This window comes from Mesorhizobium sp. NZP2077 (assembly GCF_013170805.1).
Lineage (GTDB): Bacteria > Pseudomonadota > Alphaproteobacteria > Rhizobiales > Rhizobiaceae > Mesorhizobium.
This window is the reverse complement of the sequence record NZ_CP051293.1, coordinates 789,760-805,266: the sequence shown is the minus strand read 5'-3', so window position 1 is coordinate 805,266 and position 15,507 is coordinate 789,760. Positions and strand designations below refer to the sequence as shown.

General features: G+C 63.5%; 17 protein-coding genes. 6 read left to right on the top strand and 11 right to left on the bottom strand.

All coding sequences use genetic code 11. The features are described 5' to 3' along the window. Positions 1-26: 26 nt before the first annotated feature. The gene (locus HGP13_RS03795) at positions 27-1,010 is read right to left on the bottom strand and encodes a threonine/serine dehydratase (RefSeq protein WP_172221706.1); all 984 of its coding nucleotides are present in this window, start codon (positions 1,008-1,010) and stop codon (positions 27-29) included. 167 nt (positions 1,011-1,177) lie between these two features. Next, positions 1,178-1,501 (bottom strand): hypothetical protein, encoded by a 324-nt coding sequence (locus tag HGP13_RS03790; protein ID WP_172221703.1) that lies wholly within the window; start codon positions 1,499-1,501, stop codon positions 1,178-1,180. Positions 1,502-1,674: 173 nt separating this feature from the next. Here HGP13_RS03790 and mbfA point away from each other — a divergent pair, with 173 nt between their 5' ends. Then, a complete protein-coding gene (gene mbfA, locus HGP13_RS03785; protein ID WP_172221701.1) occupies positions 1,675-2,658 on the top strand; it encodes an iron exporter MbfA in 984 nt (327 codons plus the stop codon). 366 nt (positions 2,659-3,024) lie between these two features. Here the strand turns inward: mbfA and HGP13_RS03780 are convergent, their stop codons facing one another. Both HGP13_RS03780 and HGP13_RS03775 read right to left on the bottom strand, forming a co-directional pair. Beyond that, positions 3,025-3,369 carry an antibiotic biosynthesis monooxygenase gene (locus tag HGP13_RS03780; RefSeq protein WP_172221699.1) on the bottom strand — a complete coding sequence of 115 codons (345 nt, stop codon included), beginning with the start codon at positions 3,367-3,369 and terminating at the stop codon, positions 3,025-3,027. Continuing rightward, positions 3,366-3,698 (bottom strand): NIPSNAP family protein, encoded by a 333-nt coding sequence (locus HGP13_RS03775; RefSeq protein ID WP_172221697.1) that lies wholly within the window; start codon positions 3,696-3,698, stop codon positions 3,366-3,368. The genes HGP13_RS03780 and HGP13_RS03775 overlap by 4 nt, the downstream gene beginning before the upstream one ends. Before the next feature lie 172 nt (positions 3,699-3,870). Between HGP13_RS03775 and HGP13_RS03770 the strand changes: the two genes are divergently transcribed. Next, on the top strand, positions 3,871-4,545 hold the full coding sequence (locus HGP13_RS03770; RefSeq protein ID WP_172221694.1) for a winged helix-turn-helix domain-containing protein: 675 nt from the start codon (positions 3,871-3,873) through the stop codon (positions 4,543-4,545). Positions 4,546-4,581: 36 nt separating this feature from the next. Here HGP13_RS03770 and ligD read toward each other — a convergent pair whose 3' ends face one another. Both ligD and HGP13_RS03760 read right to left on the bottom strand, forming a co-directional pair. Beyond that, complete coding sequence (gene ligD, locus HGP13_RS03765; RefSeq protein WP_172221691.1) at positions 4,582-7,089, bottom strand: DNA ligase D; 2,508 nt, start codon at positions 7,087-7,089, stop codon at positions 4,582-4,584. Between the two features lie 12 nt (positions 7,090-7,101). After that, the gene (locus tag HGP13_RS03760; RefSeq protein ID WP_172221689.1) at positions 7,102-7,971 is read right to left on the bottom strand and encodes a Ku protein; all 870 of its coding nucleotides are present in this window, start codon (positions 7,969-7,971) and stop codon (positions 7,102-7,104) included. 378 nt (positions 7,972-8,349) lie between these two features. On the opposite strand from HGP13_RS03760, the gene HGP13_RS03755 reads away from it, so the two are divergent. From HGP13_RS03755 to HGP13_RS03740, 4 genes are all read left to right on the top strand, one after another. Beyond that, positions 8,350-8,490 carry a hypothetical protein gene (locus HGP13_RS03755; RefSeq protein ID WP_013892047.1) on the top strand — a complete coding sequence of 47 codons (141 nt, stop codon included), beginning with the start codon at positions 8,350-8,352 and terminating at the stop codon, positions 8,488-8,490. Positions 8,491-8,746: 256 nt separating this feature from the next. Next, positions 8,747-9,133: a DCC1-like thiol-disulfide oxidoreductase family protein gene (locus HGP13_RS03750; RefSeq protein ID WP_348647139.1), complete on the top strand. Its 387-nt coding sequence runs from the start codon at positions 8,747-8,749 to the stop codon at positions 9,131-9,133. 181 nt (positions 9,134-9,314) lie between these two features. Continuing rightward, complete coding sequence (locus HGP13_RS03745) at positions 9,315-9,683, top strand: YciI family protein (protein WP_027041032.1); 369 nt, start codon at positions 9,315-9,317, stop codon at positions 9,681-9,683. A gap of 46 nt (positions 9,684-9,729) precedes the next feature. Beyond that, positions 9,730-10,974: an RNA polymerase sigma factor gene (locus tag HGP13_RS03740; protein ID WP_172234606.1), complete on the top strand. Its 1,245-nt coding sequence runs from the start codon at positions 9,730-9,732 to the stop codon at positions 10,972-10,974. Positions 10,975-10,977: 3 nt separating this feature from the next. Here the strand turns inward: HGP13_RS03740 and HGP13_RS03735 are convergent, their stop codons facing one another. From HGP13_RS03735 to HGP13_RS03715, 5 genes are all read right to left on the bottom strand, one after another. Beyond that, complete coding sequence (locus tag HGP13_RS03735) at positions 10,978-11,604, bottom strand: glutathione S-transferase family protein (RefSeq protein ID WP_172221685.1); 627 nt, start codon at positions 11,602-11,604, stop codon at positions 10,978-10,980. A 137-nt stretch (positions 11,605-11,741) separates the two neighbouring features. Continuing rightward, on the bottom strand, positions 11,742-12,722 hold the full coding sequence (cysK, locus tag HGP13_RS03730) for a cysteine synthase A (protein ID WP_172221683.1): 981 nt from the start codon (positions 12,720-12,722) through the stop codon (positions 11,742-11,744). A 198-nt stretch (positions 12,723-12,920) separates the two neighbouring features. Beyond that, on the bottom strand, positions 12,921-13,538 hold the full coding sequence (locus HGP13_RS03725) for a LysE family translocator (protein ID WP_172221681.1): 618 nt from the start codon (positions 13,536-13,538) through the stop codon (positions 12,921-12,923). A gap of 287 nt (positions 13,539-13,825) precedes the next feature. Beyond that, entirely contained in the window at positions 13,826-15,193 is a 1,368-nt protein-coding gene (locus tag HGP13_RS03720; RefSeq protein WP_172221679.1) for a sorbosone dehydrogenase family protein, read from the bottom strand. Positions 15,194-15,286: 93 nt separating this feature from the next. Next, positions 15,287-15,484, bottom strand: coding sequence for a hypothetical protein (locus tag HGP13_RS03715; protein ID WP_172221677.1), 198 nt, complete (start codon positions 15,482-15,484; stop codon positions 15,287-15,289). Positions 15,485-15,507 lie beyond the last annotated feature (23 nt).

The window sequence follows — 15,507 nt, the reverse complement described above, 5'->3', positions numbered from 1 at the left end:
CGAACGGTTTCCGTCCGGAATTGCGATCAGGCGGCCGCTATGATCTCCGCGTATGTGCCGAAATCGACATTGCCGCCGGACAGCACCACGGCGATACTTTTGCCGGACAGCTCGATCTCGCCCGATGACAGCGCCGCCAGCGCGACGCAGCCGCCGGGTTCGACCACCAGCTTGAGATAGGCCATGGCGTCGCGCATCGCCTGTGCCGTCGCCTTGTCGGAAACGGCAATGGCGCCGGCGAGGTTTTTGCGGTTGATCGCGAAGGTGATCGCGCCCGGCTCGGCGGTCAGGATCGCGTCGCAGATAGAGCTGTAACCCGGTTCGTTCGAAACCCGGGCGCCGGCGGCGAGCGAGCGGCGCGTATCGTCGAAATGCTCGGGCTCGACCGCCCAGACCGCTGTGCTTGGCGAGGCATCCTTGACCGCGACCGAAATGCCGCTCGATAGGCCGCCGCCACCGCAGGGAATGACGACGGCATCGAGGCTGACACCGAGCGCCCTGGCCTGTCTCATCAGCTCGAGACCGATCGTGCCTTGCCCGGCAATGATGGCCGGATCGTCGAAGGGCGGCACCAGCACCATGCCCCTTTCGACGTAGGGGCGAACCACGCTCATCCGGTCGTCGCGAAAACGGTCGAAGGGCACCACTTCGGCGCCCATCTTGCGAACATTGCCGATCTTCATTGCCGGCGCGTCGGCGGGCATGGCGATGACCGCCTTGACGCCGAACATGGCGGCCGAAGCGGCGACGCCTTGCGCATGATTGCCCGAGGAGAAGGCAACGACGCCCCGGCTGCGTTCCGCCTCGCTAAGCGACGACAGCTTGTTGTAGGCGCCGCGGAACTTGAACGAGCCGGTGCGCTGCAGCGTCTCCGGCTTGAACAGGATACGCCCGCCGAAGCGCTCGTTGAGTTCCTGCGATTCGATCAGGGGTGTTTCGAGGATCAGACCAGCAAGCCGCGCGGCGGCGGCGTGGATGTCGGCGATGCCGGGAGGGGTAGTGGCGGTCATGCGAGGTCCAGCAAAAAGAGGTAGCGTCCTCTCATGATGCCCGCAAAGGCATGGTGCGCACCATTGAAAAAATGTGACCGTTACAAAGTTGGCGAGTCATGGCAGATGGGCAGCGCCGAAATTTACAGATTCGCCGCTTCCTGCCCGCCGGGCGGTTTTGACCCTGCCTAGCCAAGCAAAGTCCGCTGCCTCTTGGTCCCACCCAGCTTGCGCCAATTGTTGAAGCGGTGGCTGGCGGCGGCGAAGGAGATCTTCATCTGCTGGGCGACCGAATAGCGCGACTTGCCCTCGTCGAACATGCGGTAGCAGCACTCGACGCCTTCCTCGGTCAGCTTGCCGTCCGGCGCCTTGTTGTGCGGGTTGGCAGGATCGAATTTTTCCACTTGCTGCTCGACCAGGCCTTTCAGCCTCTGCAAATCGGCCTCGATGCTGGCGATGAGATCGAGAACGGGTTTTGGGTCATAGCCTTGCGGGGGCTGGTTTGCCGTCATCTACGGATTCCTTTCTCTCGAGGTTGGTCCATATATAGGTGAACATTTGCTGATAATGAAGGGCGGAACTTCCGCGCGGCTTCAACAATTCTTGACACCGCGACCTCTGCGCGATTGACCCGGGGCACGCCAAACCCTACTTTAGAACTATTCTAAACTAGGGTGATTTCCTCATGCTTTCTCGTGTTTTCGGCTTCGGCCGCCGCCCCTTCGAATCGCTCTCCGAACAGGAAATCCTGGCGCTGGCCATTTCATCCGAGGAAGATGATGGCCGCATCTATCGGGCCTATGCCGATGGGCTGGCGGAAAGTTTTCCGCAATCGGCAAAAGTGTTCGAGGAGATGGCCGAGGAAGAGGACGGTCATCGCGACGTGCTGATCGAGCTCTTCCGCAAGCGTTTCGGCGAGCGCATCCCGCTGATCCGGCGCGAACATGTGAAGGGCTATTATGAACGCAAGCCCGACTGGCTGGTGAGACCGCTCGGCATCGAGCATGTGCGCCGCCAGGCCGAAGCGATGGAGCGGCAGGCTTACCTGTTCTACCTCGAAGCCGCAAAGCGCACCACCGATGCCTCGACACGAAAACTGCTCGACGATCTGGCGATAGCCGAACAGGGCCACGAGACGCTGGCGCAGCGTCTCGAGCAGAAGCACGTGCCCGGCGACGTGAAGGATGAAGAAGCTGCCGCCGAGCAGCGCCAGTTCATCCTGACTTATGTGCAGCCGGGACTGGCCGGCCTTATGGACGGTTCGGTGTCGACGCTGGCGCCGATCTTCGCTGCTGCCTTTGCCACGCATGACACTTGGCAGACATTCCTGGTCGGGCTTGCCGCGTCGATCGGCGCCGGCATCTCCATGGGCTTTACCGAAGTCGCTTCCGACGACGGCAAGCTCTCGGGCCGCGGCTCGCCGATAAAACGCGGCATCACCACCGGCGTCATGACATCGGCCGGCGGTCTCGGCCACGCATTGCCCTATCTCATCCCGCATTTCTGGACGGCGACGGCGGTTGCCGCCGTGGTGGTGTTCTTCGAACTGTGGGCCATCGCCTTCGTCCAGAACCGCTACATGCAGACCCCGTTCCTGCGCGCCGCCTTCCAGGTGGTGCTGGGCGGCGCGCTGGTGTTTGCGGCCGGTGTGCTGATCGGCAATGCTTGAGCTTTCTTCCTTCCCCCTTGTGGGGCTACGGTATGCACACATTTCCACGCAGCGAGTCTTCGGCGAAAGCATGCATGGCAGCTTGGTTCATGCATTGTCTCATGCTGCGCTGGTCGACCCCCACTCCGTCTCGGCTTCGCCGAGCCACCTCTCCCCCGATCGACGGGGTAGAGGAAAGGCACCAAGCTCTTGCCGTAACGCTTTTCCAACGAGGCTCCCTTCCTTTCCCTCCGGAGGGGGAAAGGTGGCGCTGCGAAGCAGCGACGGATTGGGGGAACCACATGGCAATCAAGCCGCGGGCCGGTCAGTTACGCCAATCACAGAAGAGTGTGCATAGGGTGGCCTTTGTGGGGGAAGGAAAGGCACTCACCCATTCACCGCCCGGCTGTCCGCCGGCGCCTCATCCCTCTCGGTCAGCCCATAATCCCTCACCACATGGGCGATGCGCAGTCGGTAGCCGGCAAAGATGCCACCGCGACCAGCCTGCTGCGCCTGCCTGTGTTCCTCCGTGTTGCGCCAGGCTTTCACCGCTTCCTCGTCGCGCCAGAATGACAGCGACAGGATGCGGTTGGGATCGGCCAGGCTCTGAAAACGTTCGATCGAGATGAAGCCGTCAATGCTGTCGAGCAAGGGACGCAGTTTGGCGGCGATGCCGAGATAGGCATCGCGTTTGCCCTCCGCCGGCTGGACCTCGAAGATGACGGCGATCATGTCTTCACCAACCGTGCGTGCGGCCCGGAGACGTGTTTCAGGAACATGCGGTCCTCCTTGAGGATGAATCGTCCACGCTTGGCGAACTCGTAATTTGCCTTGCCGGCGGGATCGGCGGCAAGCCGCGCCCGATAGGCTTCATAGGCGGCCAGGCTTTCGATGTTGTAGGCCGCGTATGCCGTCGTCGCCGAGCCCTCATGCGGCGCGTAATAGCCGATCAGATCGGCGCCGCAGCGCGGAATGGCTTGGCCCCAGTTGCGGGCATATTCCTCGAAGGCAGGCTTGCCGAACGGGTCGATCTCGTAGCGGATGAAGCAGGTGATGGTCATGGTCGTCTCCTTGGGTTTTGGCATCAACGGTTAGAGCGTGGTCGAAACGTCATGCGCATCGATGTGCTAGGTGGTTTCGTGTCAGGCCCCGTTATTGCTTGCCTCGTCGTCTCCTTGATCGGATCGGAGAATAGTGGTTATCTGACGAGAATGCTTCGATGAGGAACGAACTATGCGTGAAGGACCTGACATTGCCCGCATCGCCAGCCTGGTCGGCGACCCGGCACGGGCCAACATGCTGAACGCGCTGATGGGCGGCACGGCGCTGACCGCGAGTGAACTGGCGCTGGAAGCCGGCGTGTCGCTGCCCACCGCCTCCTCGCATCTGTCGAAACTGATGGAGGGCGGGTTGCTGACCTTGGCCAGCCAGGGAAGGCACCGCTACTATGGCCTCGCCGGGCCGCAAGTGGCAGGCATGATCGAGGCCATCACTGGTGTTGCGGAAGCTGTTGGCCCCAAGCGCGTGCGGCCGGGCCCGCGCGACGGTGCCATGCGCGTGGCGCGTGTCTGCTACGATCACCTCGCCGGTGAGCAGGCGGTGGCGATGCTCGACCGCCTTGTCGAGAAAGACATCCTGCTGCGTGACGACAAGGAGATCAGGCTCGGCCCGTCGGCGGCATCGCATTTTTCCGCGATTGGCATCGATGTCTACACCAAACCGCGCCGCCCGGTTTGCCGCGCCTGCCTCGACTGGAGCGTGCGCCGCTCGCACCTCGCCGGCACGCTGGGCGCGGCCATCCTCGACAAGATTCTTGCGGAGAAGTGGGCAAGGCGGGAAAAGGACAGTCGCGCGGTGGTGTTTTCGCCACCAGGCAAACAGGCCTTCGAGAGGGTGTTTTTGAGCTGAGGTGTCGGGGCTCACCCACACCTTCGTCGAGTAGGCTCACCCCCGCTTCAACGTCTTGCCCTGCTTAAAGAAATCCGCCCACGGATCGGCTCCCGCCAACTTCGCCAGCGTCGTCTTGTCGCCGATCGGGAACGCATTCGGCGCCAGGCCGGCATCGATCTCGGCCCAAGTCACCGGCATTGATACCGTTGCGCCCTTCTTGGCCCGCGACGAATACGGCGCGACTGTCGTCGAGCCCCTGCCATTGCGCAGATAGTCGACGAAGATTTTGCCGGTGCGCGCCTTTTTCGACAGCGTCGCCGTGTAGCGGTCTGGAGCACCTTGCTCTAGGGCCTTGGCGAAATCATGCGCGAAGGTTTTCACCGCGTCCCAATCGGCCGATGGCTTCAGCGGCACCAGCACATGATAACCCTTGCCGCCCGAGGTCTTGACGAAGTTCGGCAGCGACAGTTCGTCGAGCTTGCTCCTGATATCGAGCGCCGCCTCGCGCACTGCTTTGACGTCGACGCCTTCATCGGGGTCGAGATCGAAGATGATCTGGTCGGGCTGTTCCAGCATGTCGATCGTACAGCCCCAGATGTGGATTTCGACCACGCCGTACTGGACCAGTGCCGCGATGCCATCGAAATCCCGTATGAACAGGATTTCCTCGCCATCTGTTGGATCCTTCATACGCGCGATCTTGTCGCTCATGCCGGCCGAGGCATGCTTCTGGAAGAAGCGTGGACCGCCGACACCGTCCGGCGCTCGCACCAGGCTGAGCGGCCGCTTGACGACGAACTGCTCCATGCGCGGCCAGACCTGCGCGTAATGGTCGAGCAGGCCCTGCTTGGTGATCTTTTCCTCGGGCCACAGCAGCTTGTCGGGATGGGAGAGTTTGACCATCGTGGTCATCGCCCCGGTGGATTTACCGGCGCTGCTTGATGCCGGTTCCGCCTTGGCCGCGCTCCTTGCTGTCGATGCCTTGGGCTTTTCCTGCACCACATCCTCCGCCGGCTTGTCCTCGCGCAGCCCCTGGAACGAGGCATGGCGTATTATACGGTCCGAGGTCCAGCTGCGAAACTCCACTTCGCCGACAAGCTCCGGCTTGACCCAGACCAGGCCCTTGCCTTTTGGCACGGCCTTGTCGAAAGGCGAGTCCGTCGCCTTCAGCGCGTCGAGCTTTTTCTTGAGCTCGGTGGCGCCTTTCGCGGAGAAACCGGTGCCGACGCGCCCGGCATAATGCAGTTTGCCGGCCTCGTAATAGCCGACCAGCAGCGAGCGCAGCCCGCGCCCGGTCTTGTCCGACGGCAGGTAGCCGCCGATGACGAATTCCTGCCGCGCCGTGCATTTCGACTTCACCCAGGACGGGCCGCGCCCGCTGCGATAGGGCGCATCGGCACGCTTGGAAACGACGCCTTCCAGCCCCATGCGGCAGGCATGCTCCAGCATGATCCTGCCGGGCTCGGAAAAGTGGTCGGAGAAACGCACCGCCGTATTTTCCGGCTGCTTGCCGAGCAGCTCCTGCAAGGCCTGCTTGCGCTCGACCAGTGGCTCTGCGCGTAAATCCTTGCCGTCGAGCCGCATCAGGTCAAAGACGTAGTAGATGAAGCGATTTGTCCGCTTCGCCGACAGATCCTGCTGCAGCAGCGCGAAGGACGAGACGCCGCTGTCGGCCAGCACGACGATCTCGCCGTCGATGATGGCGTCGCTGCATTTCAGCGCTGCCAGTTCCGCAGCGATTTCGCTGCCGAATTTCTCCGTCCAGTCGAGGCCGGTGCGGGTCAGCAGCCGCACATCGGTGCCGGCGATCTGCGCCTGCATGCGATAGCCGTCGAATTTGACTTCGTGCAGCCAGTCCTTGCCACCGGGTGCATCCCGCTCGAGCGTCGCCAGTTGCGGTTCGATGAAGTCGAGTTTCCGGGCTTCGGCCTTCGGCTTGCCGGCGGCCGGCTTGTTGGAATGCCAGACTTTCGGCTTCTCACCCTTGGCCGCCTTGCCCTCGCCGACCTCTTCGATCGTCAGGCCCGACTTCACCGATTCCGGTGCATCCTTCAGAATATCCTCGCCTGGACGAGCCGCTGCATCGTCCGACTTGATCAGCAGCCAGTTGTCACGTTTTTCCCCCGCCCGTGGCTTCAGCCGCACCAGGTGCCACAGCCCATGCAGCTTGTGGCCCTTGAGCTCGAAGCTGATATGGCCCTTCTTCATCGCCTTGGCCGGATCGATCTCGGGCACCCATGTGCCCTCGTCCCACACAATGACCGAACCACCGCCATATTCGCCCTTGGGGATCGTGCCCTCGAAGGAGGCATAGTCGATCGGATGATCTTCGACATGCACCGCGAGCCGCTTTTCGTGCGGATCGAGGCTCGGGCCGCGCGTCACCGCCCAGCTCCACAGCACGCCGTCATGCTCGAGGCGAAAATCGTAGTGCAGTTTCGTCGCGGCATGTTTCTGGATGACGAAAATGCCGCCGGCTTTCGTGCCGCGAACAACCTTGCCGGCCGGCTCCGATGTCTTCTTGAAATCGCGCTTGGCTTTATATGGCTCAAGGCTTGCCATGGCTTGGTGTCCTCAGGCCGATTTGCGCTTGGGCGCGGCGGCTTTCGCCTTGGCGCGCTTGGCCGTCGGTTTGGCTTTCGCCGGCGAAGATGTTTTCGATGACCCGGAGTCCGACAGGCTCTTCTTCAGCGCGTCGAACAGGTCGACGACGTTGGAGGGTTTGGGTGCGGCTTTCGCCTTCGGCGCCTCGTGCCCGGCCTTCTTGGCGCGGATCAGTTCGAGCAGCGCATCCTCATATTTGTCGTCGAATTTCGACGGATCGAATTTTGCTTTCTTCTTGTCGATGATGAGTTCGGCCAGCTCGGTCATTTCCTGGTCGGTCTGCACCGCCTTGATCTCGCCGAACACGCTGTCCGGCTGACGCACCGTATTGTCATAGCGCAACGTCGTGAGCACCATGCCCTTGCCGAGCGGCTCGATCACCACGGGCCGCTCCCGGCTGTAAAGCACGATGCGGGCCAGCCCGGCCATCTTCTTGCCGGCCATGGCGTCGCGGATGACGGCAAACGCCTCCTCCGAGACCTTGTCGGCCGGCGCGACATAATAGGGCGTGTCGAGATAGATATGCTGGATCGAGGCTTTGTCGACGAAGCCGTCAAGCGCCATCGTGTGCAAGGACTCGATCTGCACCGCCTCGATCTCGTCCTCATCGACATGGACGAAATCGCCATCGTCCAACTCATAGCCCTTGATCTCGTCGCCATCGCCGAGCGGCTTGCCGGTTTGCGCATCGACATAGATGCGCTTCACCGTATTGCCGGTCTTGCGGTTCAGCACCCGGAACGAGACCTTTTCGGTATGGGTGACGACGTTGGTCAACTCGACCGCGCAGGTGACCAGCGACAGCTTCAAATAACCCTTCCAGGCTGGGCGTGGCGCCATGGCAATTTTCCTTCAGCAATCAGATGAAGGTGAGAACGGCCAGCGCCCGCTACAGTTCCGCCGGCGCGTGACATCAGCCATGCCGAAGCGCACCTGAGCCATTGTGGTCGCCAGAACGAAAATTTCACGAGCGCTGGAGAAATTGAAACAGAACCGCGCGCAGGCGACATTCAAACGAAACACATGTGATGCAAAAGTCACACTGGGCGGAATGGCGACAAGGAGCACTGAAAGACCCCGAATCAGCCGCATTCCGGCCACGAAGCAACGGGTTTTCGACCAGATATTAACATCGTGTTCACCGACTATTCACGCCTCGGCGCTATGATGTCCGTCAATCGGAAGGGACATCCGAAAATCGGTACAGGGACAGGGTAAATGAACTTCCTTACGCACCTCATCGGCTATGCCGCCGCCATCCGCGAATTCGTCGCGCCGACCTATCGGCCCGAGCGCTATTATATGCGCGGCCCCGGTCCGGCTTGCGCCCGTCGCGGCACGTCGCTGGGTGCGCATTGATCATGACCTTCGAGAGCCGCCACAACAGCCGTATCTGCAGGCCGGGTGCCGATACCCGCGCCACCACCTATCGTTCCGAGCGCCCGGCTCTGAGCGACAGGCGTCGTGCGACATCGCCACGTCTTTGATCCCGCCTCCGGCTGGCCTAGTGTCCCAGGACACGAGCAGCCGAGGCCCGCGTGACCGACCTTCCCCAGTCAAGTCTGTCTCAGTCCAATCTGGCCAAGTCCAGTCCTCCCGCTGAGCCAGCCATCCGCTGATCGTCTTCGACGGCATCTGCGTGCTGTGCTCCGGCGTCGTGCGCATGGTGGTCAGGCTCGACCGCAAAAACCGCTTTTGCTTCACTACCGCGCAATCGCCCCTTGGGGAGGCGCTGTTCCGGCAACATGGGCTGCGGACGGACAGTTACGAAACCAATCTCGTCCTTGTCGATGGCGCCGCCTTCACCCACCTCGACAGTTTCGTCGCCGTCATGTCGGAACTCGGCTGGCCGTGGCGCGCGGCGAAAGCGCTGTTGCTGCTGCCGCGCCCGTTGCGCGACGGGCTTTACGAGCGCATCGCCAAAAATCGCTACGCCCTGTTCGGCCGAAAAGACAGTTGTGACATTCCGTCGGCCGAGCTGCGTGGACGCTTGATTGGCTGAAGTCTCGTCGCGACGACGCTTCGCGGCTGCTCCGCCTCGGTACAACGAAGGTGCGAAGGCTTGCGCCGTGCCCGATCAGGGCCGAAAGTTTTTTCCTGCGCCCTGTCGAAATCGGTGGTCACCGCGCGACATACGTCTGGCCCCGCAAGGACGCGGCCTTCGAAACCACGGGAGAAGACCCATGCGATACATGATTTTGATCAACGGCGACGAAGCCGCTCTGGCGAACACGCCGATCGAAAAGGCCCAGCAGATGAGCGCGGCCTATGGCGCTTATACCGAAGCGTTGAAGAAATCCGGCGCATGGCTCGCCGGCGAACGGCTGCGCCCCAGCCAGGCGACCACCTCGGTGCGGATAACCGATGGCAAGACCAACGTGATTGACGGCCCCTATGCCGACACCAAGGAGCAGCTTGCCGGCTTCTACATGATCGAGGCGGCCGACATCGACACCGCCATCGAATGGGCGGCACGCTGCCCGGCGGCCAGCACCGGCACGGTTGAGTTGCGGCCGATCTGGGAAATGGCCGACTACATGCCCAAGAAATGAGGACGTGCCCAGAAATGACGATGTGCCCAGAAATAACAATGTGATGATGGACAGTCGCCCGGAGATCGCCCGGGCGGCCGCGGAGGCCGCCGCCCGGCAGAGCTATGGCAAGCTGGTCGCATGGCTCGCCGCGCGCACGCGCGATGTGGCTGCCGCCGAGGACGCGCTGGCCGATGCCTTTGCCGCCGCGCTCGAACGCTGGCCGAAGTCAGGCGTGCCCGAAAAGCCGGAAGCCTGGCTGCTGGCCGTGGCACGGCGCCGCCGCGTCGATGCGGTGCGGCGGCGGCTCACCCGGGAGGCTGCCCGCGAGCATCTCCAGCTGGTCGCCGAAGAGATGGAGGCGCGCATGACCGACGAAGACCTGCCCGACGAGCGGCTGCGGCTGATGTTTGCCTGCGCGCATCCGGCGATCGAGCCGGGTGTGCGGGCGCCGCTGATCCTGCAGACCATCCTTGGCTTCGATGCCGCGACGATCGCTTCCGCCTTCCTGGTATCGCCGGCAACGATGAGCCAGCGCCTGGTGCGCGCCAAGACGCGGCTCCGCGAAACCGGCATTCCGTTCCGTGTGCCGGAGCGGGCCGAACTCGGCGAACGGCTCGATGCCGTGCTGGAGGCGATCTACGCCGCATTCGCCGAAGGCTGGTCGGATCCGGCCGGCACGGAGACTAGGGCGCGCAACCTTGCGACCGAAGGCATCTGGCTTGGCCGCCTGGTGGCGACGCTGATGCCTGAAGAGCCGGAAGCGCTTGGCCTGCTGGCGCTGATGCTGTTTGCCGAGGCGCGTCGCGCCGCCCGGCGCAGTGCCGAAGGCGACTTCGTGCCGCTGGCCGAACAGGATTGCGATCTATGGGATCGCGCTCTCATCGATGAGGCGGAGGCGCTGCTTTCCCATGCCGCGGTGAGCGGCGTCGTCGGCCGCTACCAGCTCGAGGCGGCCGTCCAGTCGGCGCATGCGGCGCGGCGGCTGACCGGCCACACCGACTGGCCGGCGATCCGCGCGCTCTACGACGCGCTGTTTTCGATCGTTGGATCGCCGGTGGTGGCGATCAACCGCGCGGTCGCACTCGCCGAGACGGAGGGCGCCATGGCGGGGCTGGCAGCGCTTTACGTGCTGGGCGACGACAAGCGGCTCAATGAGTATCAGCCCTATTGGGCGGCGCGGGCCGGTCTCCTGGCCAGGCTTGGTCAGGTGCCGCAGGCAAGCGAGGCCTATGACCGCGCGATCGGCCTCGAGCGCGATCCGGCGGTGCGCCGGTTCCTGCAGGGTAAAAGGGCCGCGCTGCTAAATTGACCTTCAGCCCGGCCACATCTCGTGCGAAATGTTGAGCGTCTTCAGCAGCGGATGCTCGCGCAGCCTGGCCCAGAGCCGTTCAATGTTCGGCCATGTCGTCCGCGCGGTTTCGATGTCGGGATGCCAGGCCACGAGCATGACGAGATAGATGTCGGCCAGCGACATGGTCTCGCCGACCAGCCAGTCACGGCCTTGCAGAGCGGTATCGAGAACGGCGAAGCCGCGGTCCATTTCGACGATCGCCGCCTGCTTGACGGCTTTCGTACCGTCGGCGTCGGCCGTGTAGCGATGGGCGTAGTAGAGCCGCAGCATCGCCGGATAGAGCACCGACGACATGAAGGCCATCCAGCGCAGGAAATCGGCGCGGGCGGGCGCGTCGACCGCCGGTGCCAGGCCGGCCTCGGGATGGCGTTCGGCAAGCAGGATGCAGATCGCCGCCGATTCGGTCATCGAACTTCCGTCCGGCAAGGTCAGCACCGGCACCTGGTTCAGCGGGCTGATCTCGAGGAAGGCCGGGTCGGGCTGGTCGGACTTCGGCACGTCGATCTGCTCGAATGGTGCGTTGGCCAAGGCGAGTGCCGCCTCGACGACGAAGCCGCCGCTACCCGGGCGGGTGTAGAGCTTGTACATGAAATCCTCCCCGGCCCACGCAAAGCGGGCCGGTTGCGATATGAACCGGAAGCAAGGTGCTACTCAAGCCGCCGGTGGTCGCCACCAGCGGTTTTTCAGCGGGCCAGCAAATGCCGCAGTCCGTCGAGGCTGTGGAACTACGCCCCCAACCCTTCGAACAGGATCGTCGACAGATAGCGCTCGGCGAAGGATGGGATGATCACCACCAGGGTCTTGCCCTTGTTCTCCGGCCGCGAGCCGACGACGATCGCCGCCTGCAGGGCGGCACCCGACGAAATGCCGACCGGCACGCCTTCGAGGCGGGCGACAAGGCGGGCGTTGGCGACCGAATCCTCGTTCGAGACCTTGACGATCTCGTCATAGACCGTGGTGTCGAGGATCTTTGGAGCGAAGCCGGCGCCGATGCCCTGAATCTTGTGCGGGCCAGGCTGGCCGCCCGACAGCACCGGCGAAGCCTCGGGCTCGACGGCGACGATCTGCACCGAGGGCTTGCGCTTCTTCAGCACCTGGCCGACGCCGGTGATGGTGCCGCCGGTGCCGATGCCGGCGACGAAGATGTCGACCTCGCCCTGCGTGTCATTCCAGATCTCCTCGGCTGTCGTCGTGCGGTGGATTTCCGGATTGGCGGGGTTTTCGAATTGCTGCGGGATGATGGCGTTGGGGATCGTCGCGGCCAGTTCGTCGGCTTTGGCGATGGCGCCCTTCATGCCTTTCGGGCCTTCGGTCAGCACCAGTTCGGCGCCGAGCAGCGCCAGCATTTTTCTGCGCTCGACCGACATCGTCTCCGGCATGGTCAAGATCAGCTTGTAGCCCTTGGCGGCGGCGGCGAAGGCGAGCGCGATGCCGGTATTGCCGGAGGTCGGTTCGACCAGCGTCGTCTTGCCGGGCGAAATCTTGCCGGCCGCCTCCAGCGCCTCGATCATCGCCACGCCGATGCGGTCCTTGACCGAGGCGATCGGGTTGAAGAATTCGAGCTTGGCAACGAGATTGGCGACGATGCCCTTCTCCTTGGCGAACTTGTCGAGCCGTACCAGGGGCGTGTCGCCGATCGTGTCGGTGATGGAACTGTAGATGCGGCCGCGGCCGGGGATGCGGGCGGAGGTGACGGGCTTGTTCATTGGTTTCGCTCCCAGAATTTCAGGCAAGTGGAGAATTTCAGGCAAGTAGCGTTGCAACCGGCAAGATAAGGCTTTCAGCCGCGCAACATAAGCTGTCGGCCGGAAATATCCGAGTGGGGCCTGTGTCTAAAACGCCCCTGTCCCGGAAAAGCATTTCGCGGGGAGGCCTGCCCCCGGAATGTTTTGGCGGAAAGGGTGCTACTGGCGGGCCGCGATCGCTGCCGCTGCTCCTACCATGAAGCCGGCGGCGGTGCGGTTCAGCACTTTCAGCGCACGCGGCGATTTCAGGAACCAGCGCGCCTTGGCCGCCAGCGCCAGATAGGGAACCAGCACGACGAACAGGACGACGATCGTCAGTGCGACGAGAATGCCGTAGTCGGCCAGCGTGATCGTCTTCAGGTCGACGATGGTCGGCGTTATCGCCAGATAGAAGATCATCGTCTTCGGATTGCCGAGCGTGACGGTGAGGCCGGCGATGAAGCTCGAAACCAGTCCGCCTTTGCCTTTTTTCGCTTCGACGGTTTCGGGCGTGATGCCCGCAGTCCAGAAGCGCCAGCCCAGAAATGCGAGATAGGCGACACCCAGCCATTTGATGGCGAGGAACACCATGCCGAAGGTCTGCGCGACGAAGGCGAGGCCGAGCACGACGGCGGTCAGATAGGTGAGGTCGCCCAGCATCAGGCCAAAGGACATGGCCAGCGACGAACGAAAGCCGGAGCCGAGCGCCCGCGCGACAAGCGCGGTGACGCCGGGGCCCGGAATGGCGGCTGCGATGCCGAGGGCGGCACTGTAGGCGAGGAAGCCGGTGAGGGTCATGGCGAATGGTCCTGGGTCAGGCGGCCTTTTCGCATGGAACGGGCCAGGATTGAATTCCCTGGCGGGCGGAATCCATTGCACCAGCTATCTCGGCCTTCGCCTTACGAGGCCCCCTCATCCGGCCGCTACGCGGCCACCTTCTCCCCGAGGGGGAGAAGAGAGAAGGCGCCAGCGCCGGCAGGCTCCTCTCCCCGCCGGGGAGAGGTCGGATTGCCCCCAATTGCCCTTTGCAATTCGGTTTTGGCAATCCGGGTGAGGGGGCCTGCGCCGTCCCTACCTAGGATTCCTCAGGACCGCCCGCCACCATAAGTCACGCGCCAGATGGTGCCGTTGCCGTCCTCGGTCATGATCAGCGCGCCATCGGCCGCCACCGCCACGCCCACCGGCCGGCCCCACACCTCGCCGTTGGAGACGACGAAGCCGGTCATGAAATCCTCGTATTCGCCGGTCGGCTTGCCATCCCTGAACAGCAGGCGGACGACCTTGTAGCCGGTCCTGTTGCCGCGATTCCACGAACCGTGTAGGGCGACAAAGGCGTCGCCCCTGTATTCCCTGGGAAAACCGGCGTCGGCGGGTAAGTCCTTGCGGTCGTAGAAGGCGATGTTGAGCGGCGCCGAATGCGCCTGCATCAGCACGTCGGGAATGGTTGCCTTGCCGGCGAGATCGGGTCGCGCGCCCGTGTGGCGCGGATCCTCGTGGTTGCCGATATAGTACCAGGGCCAGCCATAGAAGGCGCCGTCCTTGACCGAGGTGGCGTATTCGGTGGGCACATTGTCGCCGAGCGCGTCGCGCTCGTTGACGACGCACCACAGCGCGCCGGTCGCCGGTTGGATGGTCATGCCCGAACAGTTGCGCAGGCCGGTGGCGACGATGCGGCCGTTCTTGCCGTCGGAATCGAAGGCCAGCACATCGGCGCGGCCGTCCTCGGAGCCCCAGGTGGCGCCCAGCGGCTTCGACTTCACCCACGCGTCGATGCCGCCATCCGGCGCCTTGCCCATATCCTCGGCGACATTCGAACCCGAGCCGACCGACAGATAGAGCGTCTTGCCGTCAGGCGAAAAAACGATGTCGCGCGTCCAGTGATGGTTCGAGGGAATGTTGTCGACGATGGTTTCCGGCTCGCCCGATGCCTTCAGGTCGCCCTTGCGGTAGGCAAAGCGCACGATACTGTCGCTGTTGGCGACATAGACCCATTGCGGGTCGTCACCCGGCGGGTAGAAGGCAATGCCATAGGGCTGGTTGAGATTGCCGGCGAAAATGCCGTCTTCGGCGGGTTTGGCGCTGCCCTTCGCCAGACGATAGACGCGGATCTGGTTGGCCTCGCTGTCGGCGACGAACAGGTCGCCATTGGGTGCCACGCGCACGACACGCGGATTGTCGATGCCCGAGGCGATCAGCTCGGCCGAGAAGCCCGGCGGCAATTGCGGTTTTGCGCCTGTCGGCATGTCGGCAAGGCCGGCGCTGTTCGACGCCGATTTGGTGACATAGGGCTTTGGCAGGTCTTCCGGCTTGATCAGGCGGCGCACGCCGGGCTTATCGGCGCGCCAGTCGCCAAAGGCCGCCGCACCCTTCAGCACCGGCTGGTCCGCCTGCTCTGCGAATGCCGCGCCTGTGAGCAAGAGGGCGGGAAGCACCAGTCCGGCCAATCGGATCATTTTGTCCTCCATCGGATCGCGAAGGAAACCAACGGCCGGTTTGTCCCCGGGTTCCGCCTCGGATGCGCTGGGGGCGAAAGTCCGGGCTCCGGTCTACGTCCCGGCGGCGTAAAAATCGTCGTCGAGGCGTTTTTCCAGCGCGACCAGATCCGCCGGCAACGGCAGGCCCATGGCGCGCATTTCCTGCAGCTTTTCGCGCAGCTGTTCCTGGATCTCGTGCTGGTCTTCCGGCTGGTTGACCATCTCTTCGAGCAGCAGGCTGATCCGGGCCTTGAGTTCTTCGAGCGCCATTCTTGTTCTCCTCGGTTCTCAGC

Bases quoted from the DNA above. Each gene is read 5' to 3' on its own strand.
- HGP13_RS03755 (WP_013892047.1), top strand. From the start codon at position 8,350: ATGAACTTCCTTACGCACCTCATCGGCTATGCCGCCGCCATCCGCGAA.
- cysK (WP_172221683.1), bottom strand. From the start codon at position 12,722: ATGAACAAGCCCGTCACCTCCGCCCGCATCCCCGGCCGCGGCCGCATC.
- HGP13_RS03780 (WP_172221699.1), bottom strand. From the start codon at position 3,369: ATGATCGCCGTCATCTTCGAGGTCCAGCCGGCGGAGGGCAAACGCGAT.
- HGP13_RS03770 (WP_172221694.1), top strand. From the start codon at position 3,871: ATGCGTGAAGGACCTGACATTGCCCGCATCGCCAGCCTGGTCGGCGAC.
- HGP13_RS03760 (WP_172221689.1), bottom strand. From the start codon at position 7,971: ATGGCGCCACGCCCAGCCTGGAAGGGTTATTTGAAGCTGTCGCTGGTC.
- HGP13_RS03790 (WP_172221703.1), bottom strand. From the start codon at position 1,501: ATGACGGCAAACCAGCCCCCGCAAGGCTATGACCCAAAACCCGTTCTC.
- HGP13_RS03715 (WP_172221677.1), bottom strand. From the start codon at position 15,484: ATGGCGCTCGAAGAACTCAAGGCCCGGATCAGCCTGCTGCTCGAAGAG.
- HGP13_RS03740 (WP_172234606.1), top strand. From the start codon at position 9,730: ATGGACAGTCGCCCGGAGATCGCCCGGGCGGCCGCGGAGGCCGCCGCC.
- HGP13_RS03795 (WP_172221706.1), bottom strand. From the start codon at position 1,010: ATGACCGCCACTACCCCTCCCGGCATCGCCGACATCCACGCCGCCGCC.
- HGP13_RS03720 (WP_172221679.1), bottom strand. From the start codon at position 15,193: ATGATCCGATTGGCCGGACTGGTGCTTCCCGCCCTCTTGCTCACAGGC.
- mbfA (WP_172221701.1), top strand. From the start codon at position 1,675: ATGCTTTCTCGTGTTTTCGGCTTCGGCCGCCGCCCCTTCGAATCGCTC.
- HGP13_RS03725 (WP_172221681.1), bottom strand. From the start codon at position 13,538: ATGACCCTCACCGGCTTCCTCGCCTACAGTGCCGCCCTCGGCATCGCA.
- HGP13_RS03735 (WP_172221685.1), bottom strand. From the start codon at position 11,604: ATGTACAAGCTCTACACCCGCCCGGGTAGCGGCGGCTTCGTCGTCGAG.
- HGP13_RS03775 (WP_172221697.1), bottom strand. From the start codon at position 3,698: ATGACCATCACCTGCTTCATCCGCTACGAGATCGACCCGTTCGGCAAG.
- ligD (WP_172221691.1), bottom strand. From the start codon at position 7,089: ATGGCAAGCCTTGAGCCATATAAAGCCAAGCGCGATTTCAAGAAGACA.
- HGP13_RS03745 (WP_027041032.1), top strand. From the start codon at position 9,315: ATGCGATACATGATTTTGATCAACGGCGACGAAGCCGCTCTGGCGAAC.